The sequence below is a fragment of the Streptomyces shenzhenensis genome (genome assembly GCF_003688995.1).
In the GTDB taxonomy this organism is placed as follows: Bacteria; Actinomycetota; Actinomycetes; order Streptomycetales; family Streptomycetaceae; genus Streptomyces; species Streptomyces shenzhenensis_A.
The window spans coordinates 1-23,687 of record NZ_PENI01000052.1 but is presented as its reverse complement, the minus strand read 5'-3'; the positions used below and the strand labels follow the sequence as shown (position 1 = coordinate 23,687).

At 71.9% G+C, this 23,687-nt stretch carries 19 protein-coding genes and 1 rRNA gene; 9 read left to right on the top strand and 11 right to left on the bottom strand.

Translation table 11 applies throughout. The features are described from left to right. Positions 1-877: 877 nt before the first annotated feature. Complete coding sequence (locus tag CTZ28_RS43730; protein WP_121895325.1) at positions 878-1,444, top strand: DJ-1/PfpI family protein; 567 nt, start codon at positions 878-880, stop codon at positions 1,442-1,444. A gap of 45 nt (positions 1,445-1,489) precedes the next feature. Here CTZ28_RS43730 and CTZ28_RS43725 read toward each other — a convergent pair whose 3' ends face one another. Both CTZ28_RS43725 and CTZ28_RS43720 read right to left on the bottom strand, forming a co-directional pair. Continuing rightward, positions 1,490-2,155, bottom strand: coding sequence for an HAD family hydrolase (locus tag CTZ28_RS43725; protein ID WP_121895324.1), 666 nt, complete (start codon positions 2,153-2,155; stop codon positions 1,490-1,492). A gap of 66 nt (positions 2,156-2,221) precedes the next feature. Then, positions 2,222-2,734: a DUF6912 family protein gene (locus tag CTZ28_RS43720; RefSeq protein ID WP_121895323.1), complete on the bottom strand. Its 513-nt coding sequence runs from the start codon at positions 2,732-2,734 to the stop codon at positions 2,222-2,224. Between the two features lie 332 nt (positions 2,735-3,066). Here CTZ28_RS43720 and CTZ28_RS43715 point away from each other — a divergent pair, with 332 nt between their 5' ends. After that, on the top strand, positions 3,067-3,606 hold the full coding sequence (locus CTZ28_RS43715) for an Rv3235 family protein (RefSeq protein ID WP_121895322.1): 540 nt from the start codon (positions 3,067-3,069) through the stop codon (positions 3,604-3,606). Positions 3,607-3,788: 182 nt separating this feature from the next. Here CTZ28_RS43715 and secA read toward each other — a convergent pair whose 3' ends face one another. Next, on the bottom strand, positions 3,789-6,605 hold the full coding sequence (secA, locus tag CTZ28_RS43710; protein ID WP_121895321.1) for a preprotein translocase subunit SecA: 2,817 nt from the start codon (positions 6,603-6,605) through the stop codon (positions 3,789-3,791). 326 nt (positions 6,606-6,931) lie between these two features. On the opposite strand from secA, the gene CTZ28_RS43705 reads away from it, so the two are divergent. Next, positions 6,932-7,513, top strand: a complete 582-nt coding sequence (locus CTZ28_RS43705; RefSeq protein ID WP_121895339.1) for a GNAT family N-acetyltransferase — start codon at positions 6,932-6,934, stop codon at positions 7,511-7,513. A gap of 108 nt (positions 7,514-7,621) precedes the next feature. Next, a complete protein-coding gene (locus CTZ28_RS43700) occupies positions 7,622-8,797 on the top strand; it encodes a winged helix-turn-helix domain-containing protein (protein WP_121895320.1) in 1,176 nt (391 codons plus the stop codon). Between the two features lie 3 nt (positions 8,798-8,800). Here the strand turns inward: CTZ28_RS43700 and CTZ28_RS43695 are convergent, their stop codons facing one another. The 7 genes from CTZ28_RS43695 to mtnA all read right to left on the bottom strand — a co-directional run bounded on the left by CTZ28_RS43695 (position 8,801) and on the right by mtnA (position 17,684). Then, positions 8,801-9,544: a response regulator gene (locus CTZ28_RS43695; RefSeq protein WP_121895319.1), complete on the bottom strand. Its 744-nt coding sequence runs from the start codon at positions 9,542-9,544 to the stop codon at positions 8,801-8,803. Positions 9,545-9,748: 204 nt separating this feature from the next. Continuing rightward, entirely contained in the window at positions 9,749-10,441 is a 693-nt protein-coding gene (gene hpf / locus CTZ28_RS43690) for a ribosome hibernation-promoting factor, HPF/YfiA family (protein ID WP_398657948.1), read from the bottom strand. Between the two features lie 311 nt (positions 10,442-10,752). Continuing rightward, a complete protein-coding gene (locus tag CTZ28_RS43680) occupies positions 10,753-11,586 on the bottom strand; it encodes a ComF family protein (protein WP_121895317.1) in 834 nt (277 codons plus the stop codon). Between the two features lie 246 nt (positions 11,587-11,832). Further along, on the bottom strand, positions 11,833-13,668 hold the full coding sequence (locus tag CTZ28_RS43675) for an LpqB family beta-propeller domain-containing protein (RefSeq protein ID WP_121895316.1): 1,836 nt from the start codon (positions 13,666-13,668) through the stop codon (positions 11,833-11,835). Next, entirely contained in the window at positions 13,658-15,715 is a 2,058-nt protein-coding gene (gene mtrB, locus CTZ28_RS43670; protein WP_121895315.1) for an MtrAB system histidine kinase MtrB, read from the bottom strand. The genes CTZ28_RS43675 and mtrB overlap by 11 nt, the downstream gene beginning before the upstream one ends. Before the next feature lies 1 nt (position 15,716). Continuing rightward, positions 15,717-16,406: a two-component system response regulator MtrA gene (gene mtrA, locus CTZ28_RS43665; protein WP_191870552.1), complete on the bottom strand. Its 690-nt coding sequence runs from the start codon at positions 16,404-16,406 to the stop codon at positions 15,717-15,719. Between the two features lie 132 nt (positions 16,407-16,538). Beyond that, a complete protein-coding gene (mtnA, locus tag CTZ28_RS43660) occupies positions 16,539-17,684 on the bottom strand; it encodes an S-methyl-5-thioribose-1-phosphate isomerase (RefSeq protein ID WP_121895314.1) in 1,146 nt (381 codons plus the stop codon). Positions 17,685-17,824: 140 nt separating this feature from the next. Between mtnA and CTZ28_RS43655 the strand changes: the two genes are divergently transcribed. The 5 genes from CTZ28_RS43655 to CTZ28_RS43635 are packed head-to-tail and all read left to right on the top strand — an operon-like array spanning position 17,825 to position 23,480. After that, positions 17,825-19,201: a hypothetical protein gene (locus CTZ28_RS43655; RefSeq protein ID WP_121895313.1), complete on the top strand. Its 1,377-nt coding sequence runs from the start codon at positions 17,825-17,827 to the stop codon at positions 19,199-19,201. A gap of 4 nt (positions 19,202-19,205) precedes the next feature. Next, complete coding sequence (locus tag CTZ28_RS43650; RefSeq protein ID WP_121895312.1) at positions 19,206-19,988, top strand: DUF4129 domain-containing protein; 783 nt, start codon at positions 19,206-19,208, stop codon at positions 19,986-19,988. Beyond that, complete coding sequence (locus CTZ28_RS43645) at positions 19,985-21,181, top strand: DUF4350 domain-containing protein (protein ID WP_121895311.1); 1,197 nt, start codon at positions 19,985-19,987, stop codon at positions 21,179-21,181. The genes CTZ28_RS43650 and CTZ28_RS43645 overlap by 4 nt, the downstream gene beginning before the upstream one ends. Beyond that, the gene (locus CTZ28_RS43640; RefSeq protein ID WP_121895310.1) at positions 21,181-22,170 is read left to right on the top strand and encodes an AAA family ATPase; all 990 of its coding nucleotides are present in this window, start codon (positions 21,181-21,183) and stop codon (positions 22,168-22,170) included. The genes CTZ28_RS43645 and CTZ28_RS43640 overlap by 1 nt, the downstream gene beginning before the upstream one ends. Then, a complete protein-coding gene (locus CTZ28_RS43635; RefSeq protein WP_121895309.1) occupies positions 22,170-23,480 on the top strand; it encodes a DUF58 domain-containing protein in 1,311 nt (436 codons plus the stop codon). Before CTZ28_RS43640 ends, CTZ28_RS43635 begins: the two co-directional genes overlap by 1 nt. A gap of 82 nt (positions 23,481-23,562) precedes the next feature. Here CTZ28_RS43635 and rrf read toward each other — a convergent pair. Next, a 5S ribosomal RNA gene (gene rrf / locus CTZ28_RS43630) occupies positions 23,563-23,679 on the bottom strand. Between the last annotated feature and the right edge of the window lie 8 nt (positions 23,680-23,687).

Below are 23,687 nucleotides of genomic sequence, written 5' to 3'. Positions count from 1 at the left end.
CTCCTGTCGCGCGCCGTTGCGTGACGTAGAAGGAAGTACGGTCTCTTCCCCTTCGGCGTAACGCCACGGCCCGGGGTGTCCGGTTCTCTCCGACGCTATGCCGCAAGGTGCGAAGAAGGGGGGGTATTCGGCCAATATCCACGCGTCCGACGAGTGTGACGCTGCTCTCTGTCGCGCCGTGACCCGGGGTGTGCGTGGGGCCTCGGGGGTCCTTGCGCCCCGCTCCCGCCCGTGAGGATCAGCGACCGCCACCCGGTCACGGATGTGGTCCGTGTTCTCCGGGCGCAGGGCAGGGGCGACAACTGTGCCCCCGCGAGCTATCGCGCTGATCACTCCACAAGGCTATCGCTCCTCACCCCGGGCTCGTCATGAGCCGTATGTGTACAAAACCGAGGGTCGAACTTTGACGTTCTGCACAGCCCCGAACACGCCACCCACACCCAGCACACACCCCCGCAAAGGCGGACCCCACCGGCATGGGGAACCAGTTCCAGCCACCACGTCCGGGCAGACCAAGCATCCCGCCCGCTGAGGCGGGCCCCACGCCCACAACCCGGCCACGCCACCGGCGGCCCCAGCGGAACGCGGCGGAACCGCGGCCCACTCCACCCGGCGACAGCCGACCGCACCCGCGCCATGTCAGAGTCCGCCGACGCGCCCCGCGGCGGGACACCGCATCGACGTGGGGGACGAGTTCCGGCCACCCTGTCCGGGCGCAAGCCCGAGCGCCCCGCGGTGCCGACGCCGCCCACGGAACTGGCGGAACCCCTTGCCTGCGCGGCAGGCTGGAGGCACGTTGCCCAGGAACAGCGCGCCGCCGCCCACGGAGAGCGCACCGCCCACGGGACCGGCGCACGCCCGAGAGGAGCCGTCCGCCATGCCCCCGAAGATCCTCATCGTGACCGGCGACGCAGCGGAGTCACTGGAGGTCATGTACCCCTACCAGCGCCTCCGCGAGGAAGGCTACGACGTCGACATCGCCGCCCCCAGCCGCAAGAAGCTCCAGTTCGTCGTCCACGACTTCGAACCCGGCTTCGACACCTACACCGAGAAGCCCGGCTACACCTGGCCCGCCGACCTGGCCTTCGCCGAGGTCGACCCCGGCCGGTACGCGGCCCTCGTCATCCCCGGCGGCCGGGCGCCCGAGTACCTCCGCAACGACCCCGAACTCCGCAAGATCCTCAAGTCGTTCTTCGACGCCGACAAGCCCGTCGCCCAGATCTGCCACGGCCCCCTGCTCACCGCCGCGATCGACAGCCTCCGCGGCCGGCGCGTCACCGCCTACCCCGCACTGGAACTCGACATGCAGGCGGCCGGGGCCACCTTCCAGGACGCCGAGACGGTCGTGGACGGCACGCTGGTCTCCGCCCGCGCCTGGCCGGACCACTCCCGCTGGATGCGCGAGTTCCTGACCGTGCTGCGTGCGAAGGCCCCGGTGACCTGAGATCCGGCCGCGGGACCCGGGACCCGGGCCGCGGGCGGGCAGGGCTCAGGCCGCCAGCCGCTCCGCCTCCGCCACGGCCTGGTCCAGCGTGTCCACCACGGGCACGCCCACGGCCTCCAGGCTGGCGCGGCTGTGCGAGCCCCCGGTGTACAGCACGGCCCGCGCCCCCACGTGCCGCGCCGCCACCGCGTCGTCGGCGGCGTCCCCGATCACCACCGTGCGCTCCGGGTCCACACCGGTCAGCGCCTCCAGGTGCCGGACCATGTGCTCGGCCTTGCTGCCCCCGGACGGACCGGTCCGCCCCTCGACGCGTATGAAGTGCGTCTCGATCCCGAACCCGCGTACCAGCGGCACCAGTTCGTTGTGTCCGTACATGCTCAGCAGCGACTGGCTGCGGCCCGCCGACCGCCAGTCCGCCAGCAGTCCGGCCGCCCCTTCGGTGAGCGAGCACCGGGCCCGGTGCTCGCTGTAGTACTGGTGGAAGATCACATCCATGACCTCCCACTCCGCCTCGGTGGGCAGCCGCCCCATCAGCCGCTCGTAGAACCTCGGCACCGGCACGCAGTACATCGCCCGGTACTGCTCCAGCGTGATCGGTTCGAGCCCCAGCTCGGCAGCGGCGGCGTTCGTCGCCCCGATGATCGCCTCGTTGTCGTGGAACAGCGTCCCGTTCCAGTCCCAGACAATGTGTGCCCCTGCGTGCATCCCCATGCCGAAGAACGTACCCGCTCCCACTGACAACCGGGAGAACAGCGAGGTCAGAGCCGGATACGGCCGCTAGACGAGTCCCACCAGCGCGGGGATCTCCTGCGTCGCGTACCAGAGCAGCTCGTGGTCCTCGGCCCCGTCCACGACGAACTGCGCGTCGTCGTCGCCCTCGTCCGCCGCCGGGACCGCCGTGACCGCCGCGGCGACGTCCTCCTCCGCGTCGTCCGCGTCGGCGTGCACCGCCGCCGCCTTGGCCAGCGGCACCGGCCCGGTCACCCGCACCTCGCCCAGCGCGGCCGGATCGAGCCCGCGGTCCGGATCGGGCATCGCCGCTCCGTCGGGCACGTCGACCGCGACCACGACCCGGCGCCGCGGCGCGCCCGGGTCCGCCGCCAGCTGCCGCAGCGAGGCCAGCGCGGCCCGGTTCAGCGCCGCGTACTCCAGCTCCTCGATGTCGTCGGAGAGGTACCACTCGCGCAGCGCGGGCGTGACGGCGTACGCGACGAACGGTCCGGTCCCCAGCTCGCCCGTTCTGTGCGCCTCGGCGAGACCGGGGAGGGTCAGGGGGACGTAGACGCGCATGGCTGGCCGCTCTCTTCGTGGTCAAAGGCTCCGCTGGGACCCGGGAAGGGCGGTTCCGCGTCTCCCGGAGGGCCTTCAGGATACGTGGGGGCGTCCCCTTTCGAGTCCCCGGCCGACCCCGCGGACACGTCCACCCGGCACCCACCGACTCACCCGGCACCGTCCCGACTTTGCGGGGATTTCGCCCCTATCGCTCACTCGGATAGGTGAACTTCACTCACCCCCGACGCGGGGCCCGCCCTTCCTTGCCCGGTCCCCCCACGGCCCCGTACAAGATCCCCACCAGCAAGTTACCGCCCGGTATCCATCGGGCCCGCCGAACGGGGACCCCCATGAACAAGGTCATGACCAGGACCGCCCAGCGCCGCCCGGGCACCCGCCCGCCGGGCCGCCGCGACCCCCGCCGCCCCGGCACCACCCCACCCCGCACGCCTGCGCCCCGTACCCCCGCGACCCGCACGGCGACACCCGCCCCGGCCCCGGTCCCGGCCGACACCGCCCCCACGGGCCGTACGGCACCCGGCGTGCCTCTGCCCCCACGTCCCACGGATCTCTTCGCCGACCGGCTGCTCGCCGTGCTGAGCGGTCAGCGCCCCGTCCACTGGATGCTCCGGCACACCGCAGGCCGCGCCTACGACGAGCTGGCCCGGCTCGCCGAGCGCGGCCCCCTGCGCGCCCGCGGTGTCCGCCCGGTCGTCCGGGACATCGGCTACTACGTCCCCCGCCGGGGCGCCATCGAGGCGTTCGCGCGCATCGGCGCCGGCGACCAGCTGCGCGCCATGGCGTTCCGCCTGGAACAGGGCCCGGACCTGCGCTGGCGCTGCACGGCGGTGGAACTGGGCGGCCCCCGCGCACCGCGCACCGACGACTAGGCACTCCTCCGGACGGGCCGCGCCATGTCGTCGGCCCGTCGCGGCCCGGCCACGTCGGCGGCCACGGCTGTGGCGGCCCCGCGAGCCCGGCGACCGGCCGCCTCCCGCAGAGAACGCCGCAGGGGCCGACCCATCCGAGGATGGACCGGCCCCTGCGGGACGCTACGGCGTCTCGGGCTCCGTCACTTCTTACGGCGCCGGCCGCCCTTGGCCTGCCGACGGCGCTCGGCGCGCGTCAGACCGTCGGACTCGGAGCGCACCGGCTCGTCCTCGTCATAGGTGAAGTTGCCCTCGACGATGCCGCCCTCGCCGTCCACGGTCGCCGCGGAGAAGTGCAGGCCCCGGCGCTGCGGCGCGTCGAGCCCCTTGGCGCGGATCTCCGGGCGGGAGCCCGCCTGGGCCGGTACCGCGTCCTGGACGCCCTCGGCCACCGGCTGGGCTTCCTCGACCGGGACCTCCTCGACCTGCTGCTCGACCTGGACCTCCAGGTTGAACAGGTAGCCGACGGACTCCTCCTTGATGCCCTCCATCATCGCGGTGAACATGTCGAAGCCCTCGCGCTGGTACTCGACCAGCGGGTCCTTCTGCGCCATCGCGCGCAGGCCGATGCCCTCCTGGAGATAGTCCATCTCGTAGAGGTGCTCGCGCCACTTGCGGTCGAGGACCGACAGCACGACCCGGCGCTCCAGCTCCCGCATGATCTCGGAGCCGAGCTGCGCCTCACGCGCCTCGTACTGCTCCTGGACGTCGTCCTTGATGGACTCGGCGATGAACTCGGCGGTCAGCCCGGCCCGGTCGCCGGCCGCCTCCTCCAGCTCGTCGATGGTGACCTTCACCGGGTAGAGCTGCTTGAAGGCGCCCCACAGCCGGTCCAGGTCCCAGTCCTCGGGGAAGCCCTCGGCGGTCTCCGCGCTGACGTAGGCGTCGATCGTGTCGTCCGTGAAGTGCTGCACCTGCTCGCGCAGGTCCTCGCCCTCCAGGACGCGGCGCCGCTCGCCGTAGATGACCTCACGCTGGCGGTTGAGGACCTCGTCGTACTTCAGGACGTTCTTACGGGTCTCGAAGTTCTGCTGCTCGACCTGCGACTGGGCGGACGCGATCGCGCGCGTGACCATCTTGTTCTCGATCGGCACGTCGTCGGGCACGTTCGCCATCGACATCACGCGCTCGACCATCTGGGCCTTGAACAGGCGCATCAGATCGTCACCGAGGGAGAGGTAGAAGCGGGACTCGCCGGGGTCGCCCTGACGTCCGCTACGGCCGCGCAGCTGGTTGTCGATGCGGCGCGACTCGTGCCGCTCGGTGCCCAGCACATAGAGGCCGCCGTTCTCCTCGACCTCTTCCTTCTCGGCCTTGACCGCCTGCTGGGCCTTGCTCAGCGCGGCGGGCAGCGCGGCGGCCCACTCCTCGATGTGCTCCTCGGGGTCGAGACCGCGCTGCCGCAGCTCCGCCTCGGCCAGGTCCTCGGGGTTGCCGCCGAGCTTGATGTCCGTACCACGACCGGCCATGTTCGTGGCCACGGTGACGGCGCCCTTGCGGCCGGCCTGGGCGACGATGGTGGCCTCACGGTCGTGCTGCTTCGCGTTGAGCACCTCGTGCTGGATGCCGCGCTTGCTGAGCTGCTGCGAGAGGTACTCCGACTTCTCGACGGAGGTCGTGCCGACGAGGATCGGCTGGCCCTTCTCGTGCTTCTCGGCGATGTCGTCCACGACCGCCTCGAACTTGGCCACCTCGGTGCGGTAGATCAGGTCCGACTGGTCCTTGCGGACCATCGGCTTGTTGGTCGGGATCGGGACCACGCCGAGCTTGTAGATCTGGTGGAACTCGGCGGCCTCGGTCATCGCCGTACCGGTCATGCCGGAGAGCTTCTTGTAGAGGCGGAAGAAGTTCTGCAGGGTGATCGTGGCGAGCGTCTGGTTCTCGTCCTTGATGTCCACCCCTTCCTTCGCCTCGATCGCCTGGTGCATGCCCTCGTTGTAGCGGCGGCCGGCGAGGATACGGCCGGTGTGCTCGTCGACGATCATGACCTCGCCGTCGATGACGACGTAGTCCTTGTCCTTCTTGAACAGTTCCTTCGCCTTGATGGCGTTGTTCAGGTAGCCGACGAGCGGGGTGTTCACCGACTCGTAGAGGTTGTCGATGCCCAGCCAGTCCTCGACCTTGGAGACGCCGGACTCGTGGATGGCGACCGTGCGCTTCTTCTCGTCGACGTCGTAGTCGCCCGTCTCCTCGGCGCCCTTGAGGGGGTTGCCCGCCTCGCCGCGCTTGAGGCGCGTGACCAGCTTGGCGAAGTCGCCGTACCACTTGGTGGCCTGGTCGGCGGGGCCGGAGATGATCAGCGGCGTACGGGCCTCGTCGATGAGGATGGAGTCGACCTCGTCGACGATGGCGAAGTTGTGACCGCGCTGGACCAGCTCGTCCTTGGCCCACGCCATGTTGTCACGCAGGTAGTCGAAGCCGAACTCGTTGTTCGTGCCGTACGTGATGTCGCAGGCGTACTGCTCGCGGCGCTGGGCCGGCGTCATGTTGGCCAGGATGCAGCCGACGTTCAGACCCAGGAACTTGTGGACGCGACCCATCATCTCGGAGTCGCGCTCGGCCAGGTAGTCGTTGACCGTGATGAGGTGGACGCCTTCTCCGGAGAGGGCGTTGAGGTACGCGGGCAGCGTGCCGACGAGCGTCTTGCCCTCACCGGTCTTCATCTCGGCCACGTAACCGAGATGCAGGGCGGCGCCGCCCATCAGCTGCACGTCGTAGTGCCGCTGGCCGAGGACGCGCTTGGCGGCCTCGCGCACCGTGGCGAACGCCTCGGGGAGCAGGTCGTCCAGGGGCTCCCCGTCGGCGTACCGCTGCTTGTATTCATCGGTGAGGGCCCGCAGCTCGGCGTCGGAGAGGTCGACGAAGTCCTCTTCGATGGAGTTGACCTGGTCCGCGATGCGGTGCAGCTTGCGCAGGATCTTGCCTTCGCCTGCACGCATGATCTTCGAGAGGACGGACACGGGGGCTGGTCTCCTTGCCGGTCGGGCCTGGGACGGTCGGTTTCCGTTTGACGTACTGAGCAACGGCCATCGTATGCGAGGACCCGGCCACGCCGGGAGGCCCGGCGTGGCTACGGTCGTCCGCCGCTGTTTCGCCGCGGTTTTTCAAACGCTCTTTTCACTGAGAACAACGGCCGGGATGTACGGATAGTGCCGCATCCGGCCAAGGATCTGCGCGAAATGTGATCACCCGCTCACGCACGGCATCCGCGACACCCCCGGCGAACGGCTCGACCGCTACGGCCACGGGGATGGCGCCCGACCGGGCGCCCGAGCAGAATCTGCCGATGGACCCCGTCACCCTCACCACCGGCCGGCTCGTCCTGCGCTCCCCCGGCCCGCCCGACACCGACGCGGTGCTCGCCGCAGCACAGGACCCCGACCTGCAGCGCTGGATCTCCCAGTTCCCCTCGCCCTACCTGCCCGAGCACGCCCGCTGCTTCACCGAACGGACGGTGCCCGACGGCTGGGCGAACGACTCGATGTTCACCTTCGGCCTCTTCCTCCCCGGCGGCGAGCTGGCGGGCATGCTCGCGCTCACGATGCGCGCCCTGGGCGTCGCCGAGACGGGATTCTGGGCCGCGAAGGAGCACCGCGGCCACGGCTACGTCACCGAGGCCACCCTCGCCGTCGCCCGCTGGGCCTTCACCCGCCTGGCCATCGACCGCCTGGAGTGGCGTGCGGAGGTCGGCAACCACGCCTCGCGCGCGGTCGCCGAGCGGGCGGGTTTCACCATCGAGGGCACGCTGCGCTCGGCGACGAACAACAAGGGAGTGCGCCGGGACTGCTGGGTGGGCTCACTGCTCCCTTCCGACCTGGGCCTGCCGTCGGCGGCACCGTACCTGCCCGCTCCACAACGGCCCCGCTAGCGGACACCCGCACGCCCGGGCCTGCTGGCCGCCTCTCCTGGGCGCCGCCGACGCCGTTCTCCCACGTCCCGGGCCCACTGTCAGACCCACCCCATACGCTGCGACCCCATGACGACCCTTCCGCGCCCCACCACCGACCTCTCGGCCGACGAAGCCCGCCGGATCGCCCTGCGGGCCCAGGGCTTCCTCGGCACTCCCGACCGCCGGGCCGGGGTCCGCGGTGTTCTCCGCCACCTCGGCGCGGTACAGCTCGACACCATCTCGGTCCTCGCCCGCTCGCACGAGCTGATCCCGTACGCCCGTCTCGGCGCGGTGGGCCGCAAAGCCGTGGAGAACGCCTACTGGACCGACACGCACGCCTTTGAGTACTGGTCCCACGCCGCCTGCATCCTCCCCGTGGAGGAGTGGCCGCACTTCGCCTTCCGCCGCCGCGCCTACCGCAACCGCCCGCACTGGAACCACGAACTGCCCGACGGGACCTACGACCAGGTCATCAAGCAGATCCGTGCCGAAGGCCCGCTCACGGCCACGGAGTTGGGCGGCGCGAAGCGCACCAGCGAGTGGTGGGACTGGTCCGGCTCCAAGGTCGCCGTCGAACGCGCGCTGATGTACGGGGAGGTCGTGTGCGTGGCGCGCCGCGGCTGGAAGCGGGTGTACGACCTGGCCGAGCGGGCGATCCCGGACACCCTGCTGCACGACGAACTGGACGACGCCGAGTGCCTGCGCCGCCTGGTCCGCCTCGCGGGCCAGTCCCTGGGCGTCGGCACGCGCGCGGACATCGCCGACTACCACCGGCTCAAGGGCGAACAGGTCGACGCGGTGATCGCGGACTCGGGCCTGGTCCCGGTCACGGTGGCGGGCTGGGGCAAGCCGGCCTGGGCCGACCCGGCGGCGCTGGAGACGCCCCCGCGCGGCCGTCACCGCACCACGCTGCTGTCCCCGTTCGACTCCCTGATCTGGGAGCGCGCCCGCACGGAGCGGATCTTCGGCTTCACCCACCGGCTGGAGGCCTACGTCCCGAAACCGAAGCGGGTGTACGGCTACTTCGCCATGCCGGTGCTGGCCGGCGGCCGGCTCGTCGGCCGGGTCGACCCGGCCCGCGAGGGCCGCACCCTGGTCGCCAGGCAGATCACCCTGGACGGCGCGAAGGCGGTCCCGGGCGTGGCCCAGGCCCTGGTCGAGGCGGCGAGCTGGGTGGACTGCACGGACGTACGGGTGGAACGAGTGGACGCACCCGAGCTGCGCGAGCCGCTCGTCGGCGAACTCGCCCGCCTGCTCGGCTGAGCCTCAGCGGATCTCCAGGATCTTCTCCCGCATCGCGTAGACCACGGCCTCCATCCTGGAGTGCAGCTGGAGCTTCTCCAGGATGTTGCGCACATGGTTCTTCACGGTGTTCTCGGAGATGAACAACTCCTTGGCGATATCACGGTTGTTCATCCCCGTGGCCACGAGCTTGAGCACTTCGAGTTCGCGGTCGGTGAGCCGCGGCGCCGGCACCAGCCGGCGCTCGTCGGTGCGCTGGATCATCGACTTGAACTCGGTGAGGAGCTTCGACGCCATGGAGGGGCTGATCTGTGACTGCCCGTCCGCCACGGCGCGGATGGCCGTGGCCACCTCGTCCGTGGAGATCTCCTTGAGCAGATATCCGGTCGCGCCCGCCTTGATCGCGTCGTAGAGGTCGGCCTCCTCGTCGCTGATCGTCAGCATGATGATCTTGGCGCTGGGTGCCACCTCCTTGATGGAGGTGCACGCCTCGATCCCGCCGCGCTTGGGCATCCGCACATCCATCAGCACGATGTCGGGCAACAGGTCGGCGGCCTTGTCGACGGCCTCGGCGCCGTCCCCCGCCTCCCCCACGACCTGGATGTCCTCCTCGGCGGCGAGCACGATCTCCAGACCCCGGCGGAAGAGAGCGTGGTCGTCGACGACCAGGACTCTGATCGGCTCGTCGCGTGAAGAGCCCGCGTCCGGGCCCATGCCGACGACGCCGTCGGCATCCCCGTCCCGCATCGGTCCGAAGCTGTCCGCCATCGTTCCTCCCCCTGAAGGCTGCGGCCTGTGGTCATGTGCCATCGCCAACCCAAGGCAACGGCCCACCGGTTGGGCCGTTGCGGTCATGATTTCATGCCTGGACGACACCGCGGTGACGAGCGGGGCGCGAAGTGGTCGCACACCGGTGCCCCTGGGGGCGCACACGCGCTCCAGGGGCACCCTCTCAACCGTGGGCCGGGTGCGTCAGCCGCCCAGCGTGCCCCCCGCCGCGGGAGATGCCGCCCGCGCCACCATCGGGTCCGTGCTGAGGTGGATGACGCCGTAGTCGTAGGCGTGCCGCCGGTAGACGACACTCGGTTCCTTGGTCTCGGAGTCGACGAACAGATAGAAGTCGTGGCCGACCAGTTCCATCTCGTAGAGGGCCTGGTCGAGGGTCATCGGGGAAGCGACGTGAGTCTTCTCGCGGACGACAAGGGGGCCTTCGCCCTTCACTTCCAGAGAGCCGATCCTCTTCGTGGGCACGCCGTCCGACTCTTCCTCCTGGACGGGGTGGCCGTTCCCGTTGAGCGTCGCCGCTCCCGGGACGTGGTCGGGGACCTCGGCGGCCGAAATCCGGCGTGCGCCGCGACGGGAGAACCGCTTGTCGTGCTGCTTGCGCAGCCGGGCGTCCAGCTTCTCCGCCGCCAGGTCGAGTGCCGCATACGGGTCGCTGGCCGCAGCCTCCGCCCGGATCACCGGACCGCGGGAGCGGAGCGTGATCTCCACTCGGTCGCAACGGTCGGCCTGTCGCGGGTTGGGCTCCTTGGACACCTCGACGTCGAGGCTGATCACCTTGCCGTCGAGCTTCTGGATCTTCTCCAGCTTCAGCTTCTCGGCCACGTGCTTGCGGAACCGCTCGGGCACCTCGGTCTTGCGGCCCTTGACGACGATGTCCACGCAGAACTCCGTTCCCGGATCGCTCCGCTCCAGCGGCGGAGCATCTCCCTTTTGCACCAGGCCCCGGTGAACCCCGGAACCCCGGACTCGGTGACGTCCACCTCCTCCCCCATGGGCAAGATCTCCACCGCGCCGGCGCGGATCATTACAGTCAACCGCAGCACGGCATTCGGATATCGGAGGTATGGCCTGCGGCTTTCCCTCACAACCGAACATATCTCGCCCGGACGGATGTCGTCACCCTCTACTGCGGCGTACCTCCGTTCAGGTGATTAGCCCCTCTCACTACCTGCAACGACGCAAGTTCGCGGTCAGTTCCAGTTTATTTCGAAGGAATCCGGCGGGGCTGCGATCACCGCCGCACGAACCAATCGCCCGGCGCCGTTCGCACACGCCTTTCCCGGCACTCCGTATGTCGCGTTGCGTCCCTCTTCCCGTGATCCGCCGATCCGTTCCTCCCTTCCTTCCCGAGTTGCACGCTCGTACACAGTCCTGCTCCCACCGATATGTCCCACCGCCTCCCGGACGGCCCGCGCCGCCTCCGCCAGGGAGGCGCCGGTCGTCATCAGATCGTCGACCAGAACGAGGTGACCCCCGGCGAGCAGCGGAACACCGACCGCCGTCACCTCCAGCGCGCCCGCGACATTGCCGAGCCGCTGACGGGAGTTGAGCCCCGACTGGTCGGCCACGGCCCGCCGCTGCCGCAGCACGCCGACCACCCGCGCACGCCGTCCGCTCCGCCGCAGCTCACCCGCCGCCGCGAGGGCGATCCGCCGCACCGGATCGTGACCCCGCGCCCGCACGGCACCGCGCGCGGACGGCACCGGAACGAGCAGCAAGGGCACCTCCCGCCGCCCGGCCCCCGCGCGCACCGCTCGGGCGAGAGCGGCGCCCAGGGGGCGCGCCAGTGTCAGCGCACCGCGTTCCTTGTGGGCGAGGAGGGTCGCCCGCACCTGGTCCGCGTACGGAGCCGCCGCGTGCACCATCGGCAGCCCGGGCGGTTCCGGCACCGGCCGCACCCGGCTCGGCACCGCCCCGGTCAGGGCGGCACGGCACTTTGGGCAGAGCACCGTGCGTGGCCTGCCGCAACCTGAGCACTCGGCCGGCAGCACCAGGTCGGTGAGGTCCTGCCACCACCCCCGCATGGGCACCACTGTGCCAACGCCCCGGCCGCCGGGCCACCCCTGTGGACAACTCCCTGTGGACAACTCTGCGCAGGCCGTGACGGCCGTCACCCGCACGAGGGCGGAGCCGCCCAGGCGGGTGCGGGGCGGCCCTGCGGATCCGGGGACACGGGGTCACCCTGCCGATCCGGGGAAGGCCCAGAGCTGCCCGGGCGGCGAGCGAAAGCGAGCCGACCAGGCCCGGAAAGACCTCGGCCCCGACAGATCTCAACCCGGATAGATCGGCGCCGACCCGTCCTTGACCACCTTCTGCCACTGCGCCCCGGACGGCAGCCGCACGATCCCGTCGTCCTCCGAGTACGCCACCAGCGGCACCCGGTCGTCCTCGGACGCGGTGATCGCCTTCACCCCGGTCAGGGCCGCGGGCGCCCCGCCCTCCGGCGCGGAGCCGTCGACCTGGACGTACCGCATCTGCTGCACGCCCCCCTGCTCGCGCCCGACCACCACGAGCCGGCCGTCCCCGGCCCACGACATGGCGGCAACCTCTTCCAACCCCGGTGCCGCGGAACGCAGTTGCAGGACCGCCGGCCCCTGCCCGGACCTGTCGTCCCGTTCGATCCGCCCGACGAGCAGTGACTGCCGGCCGCCCTCCTCCACGACGAGCGCCATCCGCACCCCGTCGGCGGCCACCCGGACGTCCTTGATATGACCGGACAGCCCCGGGGTCCGCACCGTCTGCACCTTCCCCGTGCCCTGCTCCAGCAGAAGCAGCCGCGGATCACCGGGATCACGGTCTACCACCCACAGGTCACCGCGGGCGTCCCAGCTCGGCGTGGCCAGCCGGTCGGCCTTGGCGGCGCCCTTGCTGGTCACCAGGGGGGCGTCGAGCGAGCCGTCCGACATCAGCGAGGCGACGTACAACGACTTCCCGTCGCTGCTCACCCCGGCCGCGGAGCGCTCGTCGCGCGCGACCGCGACGGACGCGAACTCCTTGCTGCCGTCGCCCAGAGGGCCCGGCACCGGCACGGCGGTGGTGCTCGTGCTGGTGCCCGCTATCCGGACCAGCCGGTGTTTGTCGTCGAGGAAGTACAGATAGTCGGGGCCCTTCACCGCACCGTGCCAGGCGACGGTCTCGGCCCGGTCCTCGGTGAGGTCGCACAGCGTCCGGTCGTCCGGCCCCTGCAACTCGACCGTGTCCACGGTGGGCGTCAGGTTCTGCAGCGTGAACAGCAGCTGGGTCGCCATTTCCGCGCACTGGGCCGCCCCGGCCCCGGCGGCCTTGTCGTTCAACGGCACCGTCAGCCGGTTCTGGTCGTCGGGCGTCAGCGCGCCGACGCCCTTCCGCAGCGCCGTCCCCTTCGGGAAACTCGACCGGACCACGGGTCCGAGCCACGACGTGGGCCCGTTCAGCACCGAGCGGACCACCTGCGTCATCGGATCCACCCGCTTGCGCAGATAGACCGGATCGGCGACGGCCACCGGCTGCCCGTCCTCCCCGACCGAGGTGTGCGAGGCGAAGTAGTACTTGTTGACCGAGGTGTAATTCCGCTGGAAGTCGGACTTGCCCATCACGACGCCCTGCGGCAGCGCGTCGATGCGCCACTGCCCGCTCTTGGCGTCCCGCGTCAGGTGCAGCCGCTTGGTGTACGCCCCCTCGGAGGGCGCGTACGCCTGCTGCGCGTCGACGGTGGCGACCCTGCTCCCGGCCAGCGTGTAGGTGAGGCTGCCGGGGTCCTCCCGCCCGCCGGCGCCGTGGTCGGCGACGGTGCTCGGCGCGTCGGCGAGCACCGTCGTCGACTGCTCGGGCCGCCACTTCCGCGCGGCTGCCGAGGTCAGATACTTGCGGGCCGTGTCATAGCCCGGGTCGTCACTGGTCAGCGCCTCCAGGAAGCCCTGCACGATCTCCCCCGGCGCGGCGTTCTCCTGGGGCGGCATGGCGAACACGCGCACCTGCGTGTCCTGCCGGGGCGTCGACTCGACGTCCCGCAGATCACCGCTGTCGGGCATCGAGGCGCATCCCGCCAGCAGTACGGCACCGCAGACGGCGTACGCCGCCGCGCGCCCCGGCCGACGCCGGACGCCCCCCACGCGGTCAGCGCCCACGAATTGCCTCCCCTGATGAGGTGTCCGGGTCCCCCGCGGCCGTCTCCGGCTCCGCGTCCGCAGTCGGCGCCTCGTCCTTGTGCCGGAGGGTCCCGCCGGGCCGGGACACGACACGCGCGCCGCTGCCGGGCAGCGCGGTCGGATCCGCGGACGGTGCCGCGGCGGCCAGCCGCTGCGGGATCGGGGCGCGCGGCGGCAGCGGCGGCACCTGGCCGCCCGTGGTCTGCGCCGGCACCGTGACCCGCTTGTCCTCGCCGCCGTGCGACGGACCGGCCCCGCCCTGTCCCGCGTTGCGCCGCGAGTCCTTCGGCTCCAGCGGTATGGGCGAGCCCCGCAGTGGCTCGTCCGCGGTCCGCGGCAGCGTCAGCCGGAACTGCGAACCGCCGCCCGGCTCGCCCCACGCCTGCAGCCAGCCTCCGTGCAGCCGCGCGTCCTCCAGGGCGATGGACAGGCCCAGTCCCGTACCGCCGGTGGTACGCGCGCGTGCCGGGTCGGCCCGCCAGAAGCGGCTGAAGACCCGGGTCGCCTCACCGGGCTTGAGCCCGACACCGTAGTCGCGCACCGCGACCGCGACCGCACCACCGGCCGTGGCCAGCTTGACGACGACGTCCTTGCCCTCGCCGTGCTCCACGGCGTTGACGACGAGATTGCGCAGCACCCGCTCCACGCGCCGGGCGTCCGCCTCCGCCACGACGGGCTGCTGGTCGCCGACGACGCGTATCCGGCTGCCCTTGCGCTCGGCGAGCGGCTCGGCCCCGCTGACGACCCGCCGCACGACCTCGCGCAGGTCTATCGCCTCGGCCTCCAGCGCCGCCGCGCCCGCGTCGAAGCGGCTGATCTCCAGCAGATCGGCGAGCAGCGACTCGAAGCGGTCCAGCTGGTCGGCGAGCAGCTCCGCCGACCGGGCGGTCACCGGGTCGAAGTCCTCCCGCGCCTCATGGATCACGTCGGCGGCCATGCGTACGGTCGTCAGCGGGGTACGCAGCTCGTGCGACACGTCGGAGACGAACCGCCGCTGCATCCGCGACAGGTCCTCCAGTTGCTGGATCTTCAGTTGCAGGTTCTGCGCCATCTTGTTGAAGGCTTCACCGAGGCGCGCGATGTCGTCCTCGCCGGTGACCTTCATCCGCTCCTGAAGACGCCCGGCCGACAGCCGCTCGGCGATCCCGGCCGCCATCCGCACAGGCGTCACGACCTGCCGCACCACCAGCCACGCGATGGCCCCGAGAAGTACGACGACGAAGAGCCCGGCGGTCGCGAGCGTGCCCTTGACCAGGCTCAGCGACTTCTCCTCCTGCGTGAGCGGGAAGAGGTAGTACAGCTCGTACGGGTCCCCGTTCGGGTCGTTGACCTGCTTGCCGATGACGAGCGCGGGCTGGGAGTCCTTGCCGTTGCTGTAGACGATGCGGGTGTAGCTCTGGGCCGCGGTCGTACTCGTGTGGACCCGCGTGCGCAGGTCCACGGGCACGCTGGCGGACGGGTCGACGTACCCGGAGCCACGCGGGCTGCGTCCGCCGCCGCTCTCGTCGCCCGCCGGGAGCGTCACCACGTCGAAGGCGCCCTGTCCGCCGCTGGAGAGCGACTCGACGAGGTCGCTCATCCACTGGATGACGTTCTGCGACTGCCGCCCGTCCGCCGCGGCGTCGTCACCGGTGCTGCTGGCGGCCTCGTCGGCCTTCTGCTTGGCCACCGCGAACCCACCGGTGGCCTGGCTCTGCGACGCCTTCACCTTGGCGTCCAGGAGGCCGTTGCGCACCTGCCCGATGACGACGAAGCCGAGCAGCAGGACGACGCCCAGCGACATCAGCAGCGTCGTGACGACGACCTTGAGCTGGATGTTGCGCCGCCACAGCCGCATGACCGGCAGCAGCGGCCGACGCACCCAGCGCATGAACAGCCGCAGCACCGGGCTGCCCTGCACTCCGCCCTGCAACAGCCCGCCCTCGAGGAGGCGTCCCCAGCGCGACCCTGCCGTCTTCCGGCCGACAGACCGCCCCGGACAGTCCCCGGGCCGGCCGGGAGCCGGAGCGGCACTGTCCCCGGACACGTCAGCTCGGTCCGGCCTTGTAACCGACACCACGGACGGTCACCACGATCTCCGGCCGCTCCGGATCCTTCTCGACCTTGGACCGCAGCCGCTGTACGTGCACGTTCACCAGCCGCGTGTCCGCCGCGTGCCGGTAACCCCAGACCTGCTCCAGCAGGACCTCGCGGGTGAACACCTGCCACGGCTTGCGGGCCAGCGCGACCAGCAGATCGAACTCCAGCGGCGTCAGCGCGATCGACTGCCCGTCCCGCTTCACGGAGTGCCCGGCCACATCGATGACGAGGTCACCGATGGTGAGCTGCTCCGGCGCCGGCTCCTCCGACCTGCGCAGCCGGGCCCGGATCCGGGCCACCAGTTCCTTCGGCTTGAACGGCTTGACGATGTAGTCGTCGGCGCCCGACTCCAGGCCCACGACCACGTCGACGGTGTCGCTCTTCGCGGTGAGCATCACGATCGGCACACCGGACTCCGCCCGGATCAGCCGGCACACCTCGATGCCGTCCCGGCCGGGCAGCATCAGGTCGAGCAGCACCAGGTCGGGCTTGGTCTCACGGAAAGCGGCGAGCGCCTTGTCGCCGTCGGCTACGAAAGACGGCTCAAAACCTTCACCACGCAGCACGATGCCGAGCATCTCGGCCAGTGCGGTGTCGTCGTCGACGACAAGGACTCGTCCCTTCATAAACGACATCATCCCATTCTCATAACGGCGAAGGCGGCGCAGGTGAACAAGGTCACCGGCCAGTGACGATAGTCGTACTGAACCGTCACTGTCTGCCCAGGCCACTCACGCCGACGGCCGCAGGGCGCGCGCCCGCCCCCGATCTCACGCCTCCAGCGGCTGCGCAACCTGGCCGGAGAGCAGGTCGGCGAGCGCGGCGGCCGTCACCGGCGAGACGACGCCCGCCTCGGTGACGATCGCCGTCACCAGCTCCGGCGGCGTCACATCGAACGCCGGGTTGTACACCTGCGTCCCCAGCGGCGCCACCGGCACGCCGCCGCCCGCTCCCCCGATCGACACCCGCGCCGCTGTGATCTCGGTCACCTCGAAGCCGGGCCGTTGCTCGACCTCGATGGACGCCCCGTCCGGAGTGTCCGGGTCCACCGTCGTCACCGGCGCCACCACGATGAACGGCACATGGTGGTACCGCGCGAGCACGGCGAGCGGATAGCTGCCCACCTTGTTCGCCACCGACCCGTCGGCCGCGATGCGGTCCGCCCCGATCAGCACCGCGTCCACCTCCCCCGCCGCGAACAGCGATCCGGCCGCGTTGTCGGTGAGCAAGGTGTACGCCATGCCGCTGCGCGCCGCCTCGTACGCCGTCAGCCGCGCCCCCTGCAACAGCGGACGCGTCTCGTCGACCCACAGCCGGCGCAACTGCCCCTTCCGGTGCGCGGCGAGTGCCACGGCGAACGCGGTGCCCTCCCCGCCCGACACCAGTGACCCGGTGTTGCAGTGCGTGAGGATCCGATGCCCGCCGCCGGGCAGCAGCTCGTCCAGCAGCGCCAGCCCGTGTCCGGCCATCCGTGCGCTGGCCTCGGCGTCCTCCCGGTGCAGCGCCAGCGCGGCGGCCAGTGCGGCGGCAGCCGCCTGCTGCGGGTCCCCGCCCTCGGTGAGCACGGCCCGGTGAGCGGCCTGCGCCCTGCGCACCCCGACGGACAGGTTCACCGCAGTGGGCCGGGCGCCCTGGAGCGCGACCGCGGCCTCGTCCACGTCGAAGCCCCGAGCGGCGGCGAGCGCGACGCCGTACGCCCCCGCGATCCCGAGCAGCGGCGCCCCGCGCACGGCGAGCGACCGGATCGCCTCGACCAGGGCCGGTGCGTCCGTGCACACCAGCTCGACCTCCTCGGCCGGCAGTCTGGTCTGGTCGAGAAGAACCAGTACGGGTCCTTCGGGCGGCTCCTCCCAGCGGATCGCCGGTAGCTCGGTCGCGTGCCTGCCCTCGACGGTGTGCGCGTCCTGATCAGCCATGCGGTCAGTCTGCCCCGTACCCCACGGACAATTGAAGGCGTACAGCCCCTACCGCGGCCGGTCCCGTGGTCACCACCCCATGGCACGATGGCTGCCAACCTGCCGCCGCACCCGCGGACGGGCACCGAGAAGGAGCTTCGATGAACGACACTCCGGGCTGGGCCTCGCCCGGATCCGCCCCGTCCGACGGGCAGGAACCCGGCGCGTCCGGCCCTGCCGACCCCGCCGGTCGGCCGGGGCCCGCACAGCCCGTCGATCAGCCGGGCGCGGACCCGCAGGATCCCGGTGCGAAGTGGTCGAAGGAGCAGCCGCCACCCGGCCAGTGGTCCGCGCCCACGGGCACCCCGGCCCCGGGCCAGGCTCCGCCGCCCCCACCGCCAGGCCCGGGCTGGGGCGGCCAGGGAGGCCATAACGGCCCCGGCGGCTACGGAGGCCAGGGAGGGTACGGCGGCCACGGGGGCGGCGGGTACGGGGGACCCGGCGGCTACGGAGCCTGGGGCGCCGGCTGGGGCGGCCCCCCGCCCGCGGCCAAGCCCGGCGTGATCCCGCTCCGCCCGCTCGGTGTGGGCGAGATCCTCGACGGCGCCGTCTCCACCATGCGCACCTACTGGCGCACGGTCCTGGGCATCTCCCTGACCGTCGCGGTCGTCACCGAGATCGTCGTCATCCTCGTCCAGGGCCTCGTCCTCAACGACACGGCGAGCACCGAGGCCCTCAACGACCCGAGCGCCACCCTCGGCGAGGTCTCCCGCGCCATGGGCGAGGCGATGCTCGGCTCCGTCGCCGTCCTGCTGATCTCCTCCATCGGCACCATCCTCGCCACCGCCCTGCTGACCACCGTGACCAGCCGGGCCGTGCTCGGCCGGGCCGTCACCACCGGCGAGGCCTGGCGCGACGCCCGCCCGCAGGTCCCCAGGCTGTTCGGCCTGGTCTTCCTGCTGCCGCTCATCGCCGCCGGCATCCTGCTCTGCGGGGCGCTGCCCGGCATACTCGTGGCCGTCGCCGGCGCAGACGGCGGCGCCACCGCCGCGCTCCTCGTCCTCGGCCTGCTCGGGGCGACCGTCGTCGTGGTGTGGCTCATGGTCCGCTACTCGCTGGCCTCGCCCGCGCTGATGCTGGAACGGCAGGGCATCCTGAAGTCGATGGGCCGCTCCGCCAAGCTGGTCCGCGGCTCCTGGTGGCGGGTCTTCGGCATCCAGCTGCTCGCCGCGATCATCGCGAACATCGTCGCGTCGATCGTCGTCATCCCCTTCGCCCTGATCGCCGCCGCGCTCAGCGGTGACGGCTTCTCCGGCTTCCTCGAAGGCACCGGTGACGTCGGCTGGACGTTCCTCGTCATCAGCGGCATCGGCTCGGTGATCGGATCCACGATCACCTTCCCGATCAACGCGGGCGTCAGCGTGCTCCTCTACATCGACCAGCGCATCCGCCGTGAGGCCCTCGACCTCGAACTGGCCCGCGCCGCCGGTGTCCAGGGCTACGGCGCGACCGTGCCCGGCGCCACCCCGGGGAGCTGACGCGGTGAGCCCGGCGGGGGGAGTGCTCAGCACGGCGCCGGTCCTGCCGCGCGCCGCCGGCTCGGCCGTCCGGGGCCTGCTGCGAGCGGGCGACACGGCCGTACTGTCGCTGGCGCGCTCGGGCGACGAGCCGCCAGTGACCGTCCCGCGCGACCCCGCGCGGGAGGCCGCCCGGCGCGAGCTGGCCAAGCGGATGTACCACGAGAACGACCCCAGCCTGCTCCAACGGGCCATGAACGCCTTCTGGGACTGGCTCGGCAGAGTCCTCGACACCGCGGCCTCGGCGACCCCCGGGGGGACGCTCGGCCTGGTCGTCGTGGTCCTGGCCGTCCTCGCCGTACTGGCCGCCCTGTGGTGGCGCCTGGGCGCCCCGCGGCGCAGTCCGGTCGCCGTCCCCGTCCTCTTCGACGACCGCCCCCGCAGCGCCGCCGAACACCGCGCCGCCGCCGAAGCGCACGCGGCCCAGGGCCACTGGAACCAGGCCGTCCAGGAGCGGATGCGGGCCGTCGTCCGCTCCCTCGAAGAGCGCGCCCTGCTCGACGTCCGCCCCGGCCGCACCGCCGACGAGGCGGCCTCCGAAGCGGGCCGTGTCCTGCCCGCCCACACCGACCGGCTGCGCGCCGCCGCCCGGGAGTTCGACGACGTGACATACGGCGGCCGCCAGGCCGGCCGGCAGGCGTACGACCGGCTCGCCGAACTCGACCGCGACCTGGAACGCAGCAAACCGGCCCTCGCCGCCGGCAGCCTCAGCACGGCCCACACCAGCCGCCAGGGGGCCGCCGAATGACCACCGGGGCCACCCTCCCGTCCACCTCGGCCTCGCTCACCGCCCGCCAGGTGTGGACCCGCGCGCGGGGCATCGTGCTCGCGTGCCTGCTGCTCCTCGCCGGAGCCGTCGCGATCGCCGTCATCCGCTCCGACGCCCGGCACGGCGCCCTCGACCCCCGCTCCGCCGACCCCTACGGCAGCCGCGCGGTCGCCGAACTGCTCGCCGACCGCGGCGTGTCCACACGCGTGGTCACCACCCTGGACGAGGCCCGCGCCGCGGCCGGCCCGGACACCACCCTCCTGGTCGCCGTACCCGACCTGCTCACCCCCGGCCGGCAGAGCGCGCTGCACTCCGCGACCGCCCGGTCCGGCGGGCGCACCCTCCTCGTCGCCGCCGGCAGCTCGTCCGTAGAACGACTCGCGCCCGGCGTGACCGCGGACCCCGCCACCAGCTTCGGGTCGACGCTCTCCCCCGAGTGCAGCCTGCCCGCCGCCGTACGCGCGGGCGCGGCGGACACGGGCGGCATCCGCTACACCACCACCCACCTCGACGCCGACTCGTGCTACCCCAGCCAACGCCTGGCCACGCTGGTACGCGTCCCCGATATCTCCGGGAACGGCGACACCGTCGTCCTCGGTGCGCCCGACATCCTCTACAACGACCGCCTCGACGAGCAGGGCAACGCCTCGCTCGCCCTTCAGCTCCTCGGCTCCCGTCCCCATCTGGTCTGGTACCTCCCCTCGCTCTCCGACGCCTCGGCCACCGGCACGGGCGACCAGAAGGACTTCCTCCACCTGCTGCCCTCGGGCTGGCTCTGGGGCACGCTGCAACTGTTCGTCGCCGCGCTCCTCGCCGCCTTCTGGCGGGCACGCCGGCTCGGCCCCCTCGTGCCCGAAAGACTCCCCGTCGCGATCCGCGCCTCCGAGACCGTCGAAGGCCGCGCCCGCCTCTACCGCAAGGCCGACGCCCGGGACCGCGCCGCCACCGCTCTTCGCTCCACCACCCGCACCCGCCTCGCTCCCCTCGTAGGCGTCCCCGTCGCCCAGGCGCACGCACCCGAAGCCCTGCTCCCCGCCCTGTCCGCCCACCTCCACGGCGACGGACAGGTCCTGCACTTCCTCCTCTTCGGGCCTCCGCCCGCCGACGACGCAGCACTCATCGCACTCACCGACCGACTCGACGCCCTCGAAAGAGAGGTACGCCGTCCATGATGGACCCGACCACTGACAACGCCGGGAACGCCGGGGATCCGGGCAGCGCCCGCGCCTCCCTGGAGGCCCTGCGTGCCGAGATCGCCAAAGCCGTGGTCGGCCAGGACCCCGCCGTGACCGGCCTCGTCGTCGCCCTGCTGTGCCGCGGACACGTCCTGCTCGAAGGCGTCCCCGGCGTCGCCAAGACACTGCTGGTCCGCGCCCTCGCGTCCGCACTCGAACTGGAGACCAAGCGCGTCCAGTTCACCCCCGACCTCATGCCGAGCGACATCACCGGCTCCCTCGTCTACGACACCCGCACCACCGAGTTCTCCTTCCAGCCCGGCCCGGTCTTCACCAACCTCCTGCTCGCCGACGAGATCAACCGCACCCCGCCGAAGACCCAGTCCTCCCTGCTGGAGGCCATGGAGGAACGCCAGGTCACCGTCGACGGCACCCCCCGGCCACTGCCCGAGCCGTTCCTGGTCGCCGCGACCCAGAACCCGGTCGAGTACGAGGGCACCTACCCCCTCCCCGAAGCACAGCTCGACCGCTTCCTGCTCAAGCTGACGGTCCCGCTGCCCGCCCGGCAGGACGAGATCGACGTCCTCACCCGGCACGCCGCTGGCTTCGACCCGCGCGACCTGCGCGCCGCCGGCGTGCGCCCCGTCGCGGGTCCGGCCGACCTCGAGGCCGCCCGCGCCGCGGTCACCAAGACGACCGTCTCCCCCGAGATCACCGCCTACGTCGTGGACATCTGCCGCGCCACCCGCGAGTCGCCGTCCCTCGCCCTGGGCGTGTCCCCGCGCGGCGCCACCGCCCTGCTCGCCACCGCCCGCGCCTGGGCCTGGCTGACTGGCCGCGACTACGTCATCCCCGACGACGTGAAGGCCCTGGCCCTGCCGACCCTCCGGCACCGCGTGCAGCTGCGCCCCGAGGCCGAGATGGAGGGCGTGACGGCCGACTCCGTCATCAACGCGATCCTCGCCCACGTCCCGGTCCCCCGCTGATGCCGCTCACCGGACGCGCCGCCCTGCTGGCGGCCCTCGGCTCCGTCCCCGTCGGCATCTGGGATCCCGGCTGGACGGGCATCCTCGCGGTCAACGGCCCGCTGGCCGTGGCCTGCGCCTGCGACTTCGCCCTCGCGGCGCCCGTACGGCGCCTGGTCCTGACCCGTTCCGGCGACACGTCCGCGCGCCTGGGCGAGACCGCCGACGTGACGCTGACGGTCACCAACCCCTCCCGCCGCCCGCTCCGGGCCCGCCTGCGGGACGCCTGGCCGCCGAGCAGTTGGCAGCCCGGCACGGAGATCGAGGCCTCCCGCCACCGCTTCACCGTGCCACCGGGCGAGCGCCGCCGCGTCACGACCCGGCTGCGGCCCACCCGCCGCGGTGACCGCCGGACCGACCGCGTGACGATCCGCTCCTACGGCCCCCTCGGCCTGTTCTCCCGCCAAGGAGCCCACCGGGTTCCCTGGACGGTACGGGTCCTGCCGCCCTTCACCAGCCGCAAGCACCTCCCGTCGAAGCTCGCCCGGCTGCGCGAGCTGGACGGCCGCACCAGCGTCCTGACCCGTGGCGAGGGCACAGAGTTCGACAGCCTGCGCGAATACATCCCCGGCGACGACACCCGCTCCATCGACTGGCGGGCCACAGCTCGCCACACCGCGGTGGCCGTACGCACCTGGCGCCCGGAACGCGACCGCCACATCCTGCTGGTCCTGGACACCGGCCGTACCTCGGCGGGTCGGGTCGGTGACGCCCCACGCCTGGACGCCTCCATGGACGCGGCTCTGCTTCTCGCGGCGCTCGCGTCCCGCGCGGGCGACCGGGTCGACCTCCTCGCCTACGACCGCCGGCTGCGCGCCCTGGTCCAGGGGAGCACGGCACGTGATGTCCTCCCGTCCCTGGTCAACGCGATGGCCACGCTGGAACCCGAACTCGTCGAGACGGACGCGCGCGGCCTCACCGCCATGGCGCTCCGTACGGCACCGCGCCGATCCCTGATCGTCCTCCTCACCACCCTCGACGCCGCACCGGTCGAAGAGGGACTCCTTCCGGTGCTCGCGCAGCTCACCCAGCGCCACACGGTCCTGGTGGCCTCGGTGTCCGATCCCCATATCGCCGGCATGGCGACCGCTCGCGGCAACGCCGATGCGGTCTACGAGGCCGCCGCCGCGGCTCAGGCCCAGACCGAACGGCACCGCACCGCGGAACAGCTCCGCCGCCATGGAGTGACGGTCGTCGACGCGACACCGGACGACCTGGCTCCGGCACTGGCGGACGCGTATCTCGCGCTGAAGGCGGCGGGACGACTCTAAAAAGAAAAGGGGCCCGACCGGGTCGGGCCCCAAACGCAGAAAACCCCCGTGTCCAAAGACACGGGGGTTTCCCTCAATTTTTGTTCGGCGGTGTCCTACTCTCCCACAGGGTCCCCCCTGCAGTACCATCGGCGCTGTAAGGCTTAGCTTCCGGGTTCGGAATGTAACCGGGCGTTTCCCTCACGCTATGACCACCGAAACACTACG

Excerpts from the sequence above, each read along its gene's own strand:
- CTZ28_RS43730 (WP_121895325.1), top strand. The coding sequence starts at position 878 with ATGCCCCCGAAGATCCTCATCGTGACCGGCGACGCAGCGGAGTCACTG.
- CTZ28_RS43725 (WP_121895324.1), bottom strand. The coding sequence starts at position 2,155 with ATGGGGATGCACGCAGGGGCACACATTGTCTGGGACTGGAACGGGACG.
- CTZ28_RS43720 (WP_121895323.1), bottom strand. The coding sequence starts at position 2,734 with ATGCGCGTCTACGTCCCCCTGACCCTCCCCGGTCTCGCCGAGGCGCAC.
- CTZ28_RS43715 (WP_121895322.1), top strand. The coding sequence starts at position 3,067 with ATGAACAAGGTCATGACCAGGACCGCCCAGCGCCGCCCGGGCACCCGC.
- CTZ28_RS43705 (WP_121895339.1), top strand. The coding sequence starts at position 6,932 with ATGGACCCCGTCACCCTCACCACCGGCCGGCTCGTCCTGCGCTCCCCC.
- CTZ28_RS43700 (WP_121895320.1), top strand. The coding sequence starts at position 7,622 with ATGACGACCCTTCCGCGCCCCACCACCGACCTCTCGGCCGACGAAGCC.
- CTZ28_RS43695 (WP_121895319.1), bottom strand. The coding sequence starts at position 9,544 with ATGGCGGACAGCTTCGGACCGATGCGGGACGGGGATGCCGACGGCGTC.
- CTZ28_RS43680 (WP_121895317.1), bottom strand. The coding sequence starts at position 11,586 with ATGCGGGGGTGGTGGCAGGACCTCACCGACCTGGTGCTGCCGGCCGAG.
- mtrA (WP_191870552.1), bottom strand. The coding sequence starts at position 16,406 with ATGATGTCGTTTATGAAGGGACGAGTCCTTGTCGTCGACGACGACACC.
- mtnA (WP_121895314.1), bottom strand. The coding sequence starts at position 17,684 with ATGGCTGATCAGGACGCGCACACCGTCGAGGGCAGGCACGCGACCGAG.
- CTZ28_RS43655 (WP_121895313.1), top strand. The coding sequence starts at position 17,825 with ATGAACGACACTCCGGGCTGGGCCTCGCCCGGATCCGCCCCGTCCGAC.
- CTZ28_RS43645 (WP_121895311.1), top strand. The coding sequence starts at position 19,985 with ATGACCACCGGGGCCACCCTCCCGTCCACCTCGGCCTCGCTCACCGCC.
- CTZ28_RS43640 (WP_121895310.1), top strand. The coding sequence starts at position 21,181 with ATGGACCCGACCACTGACAACGCCGGGAACGCCGGGGATCCGGGCAGC.
- CTZ28_RS43635 (WP_121895309.1), top strand. The coding sequence starts at position 22,170 with ATGCCGCTCACCGGACGCGCCGCCCTGCTGGCGGCCCTCGGCTCCGTC.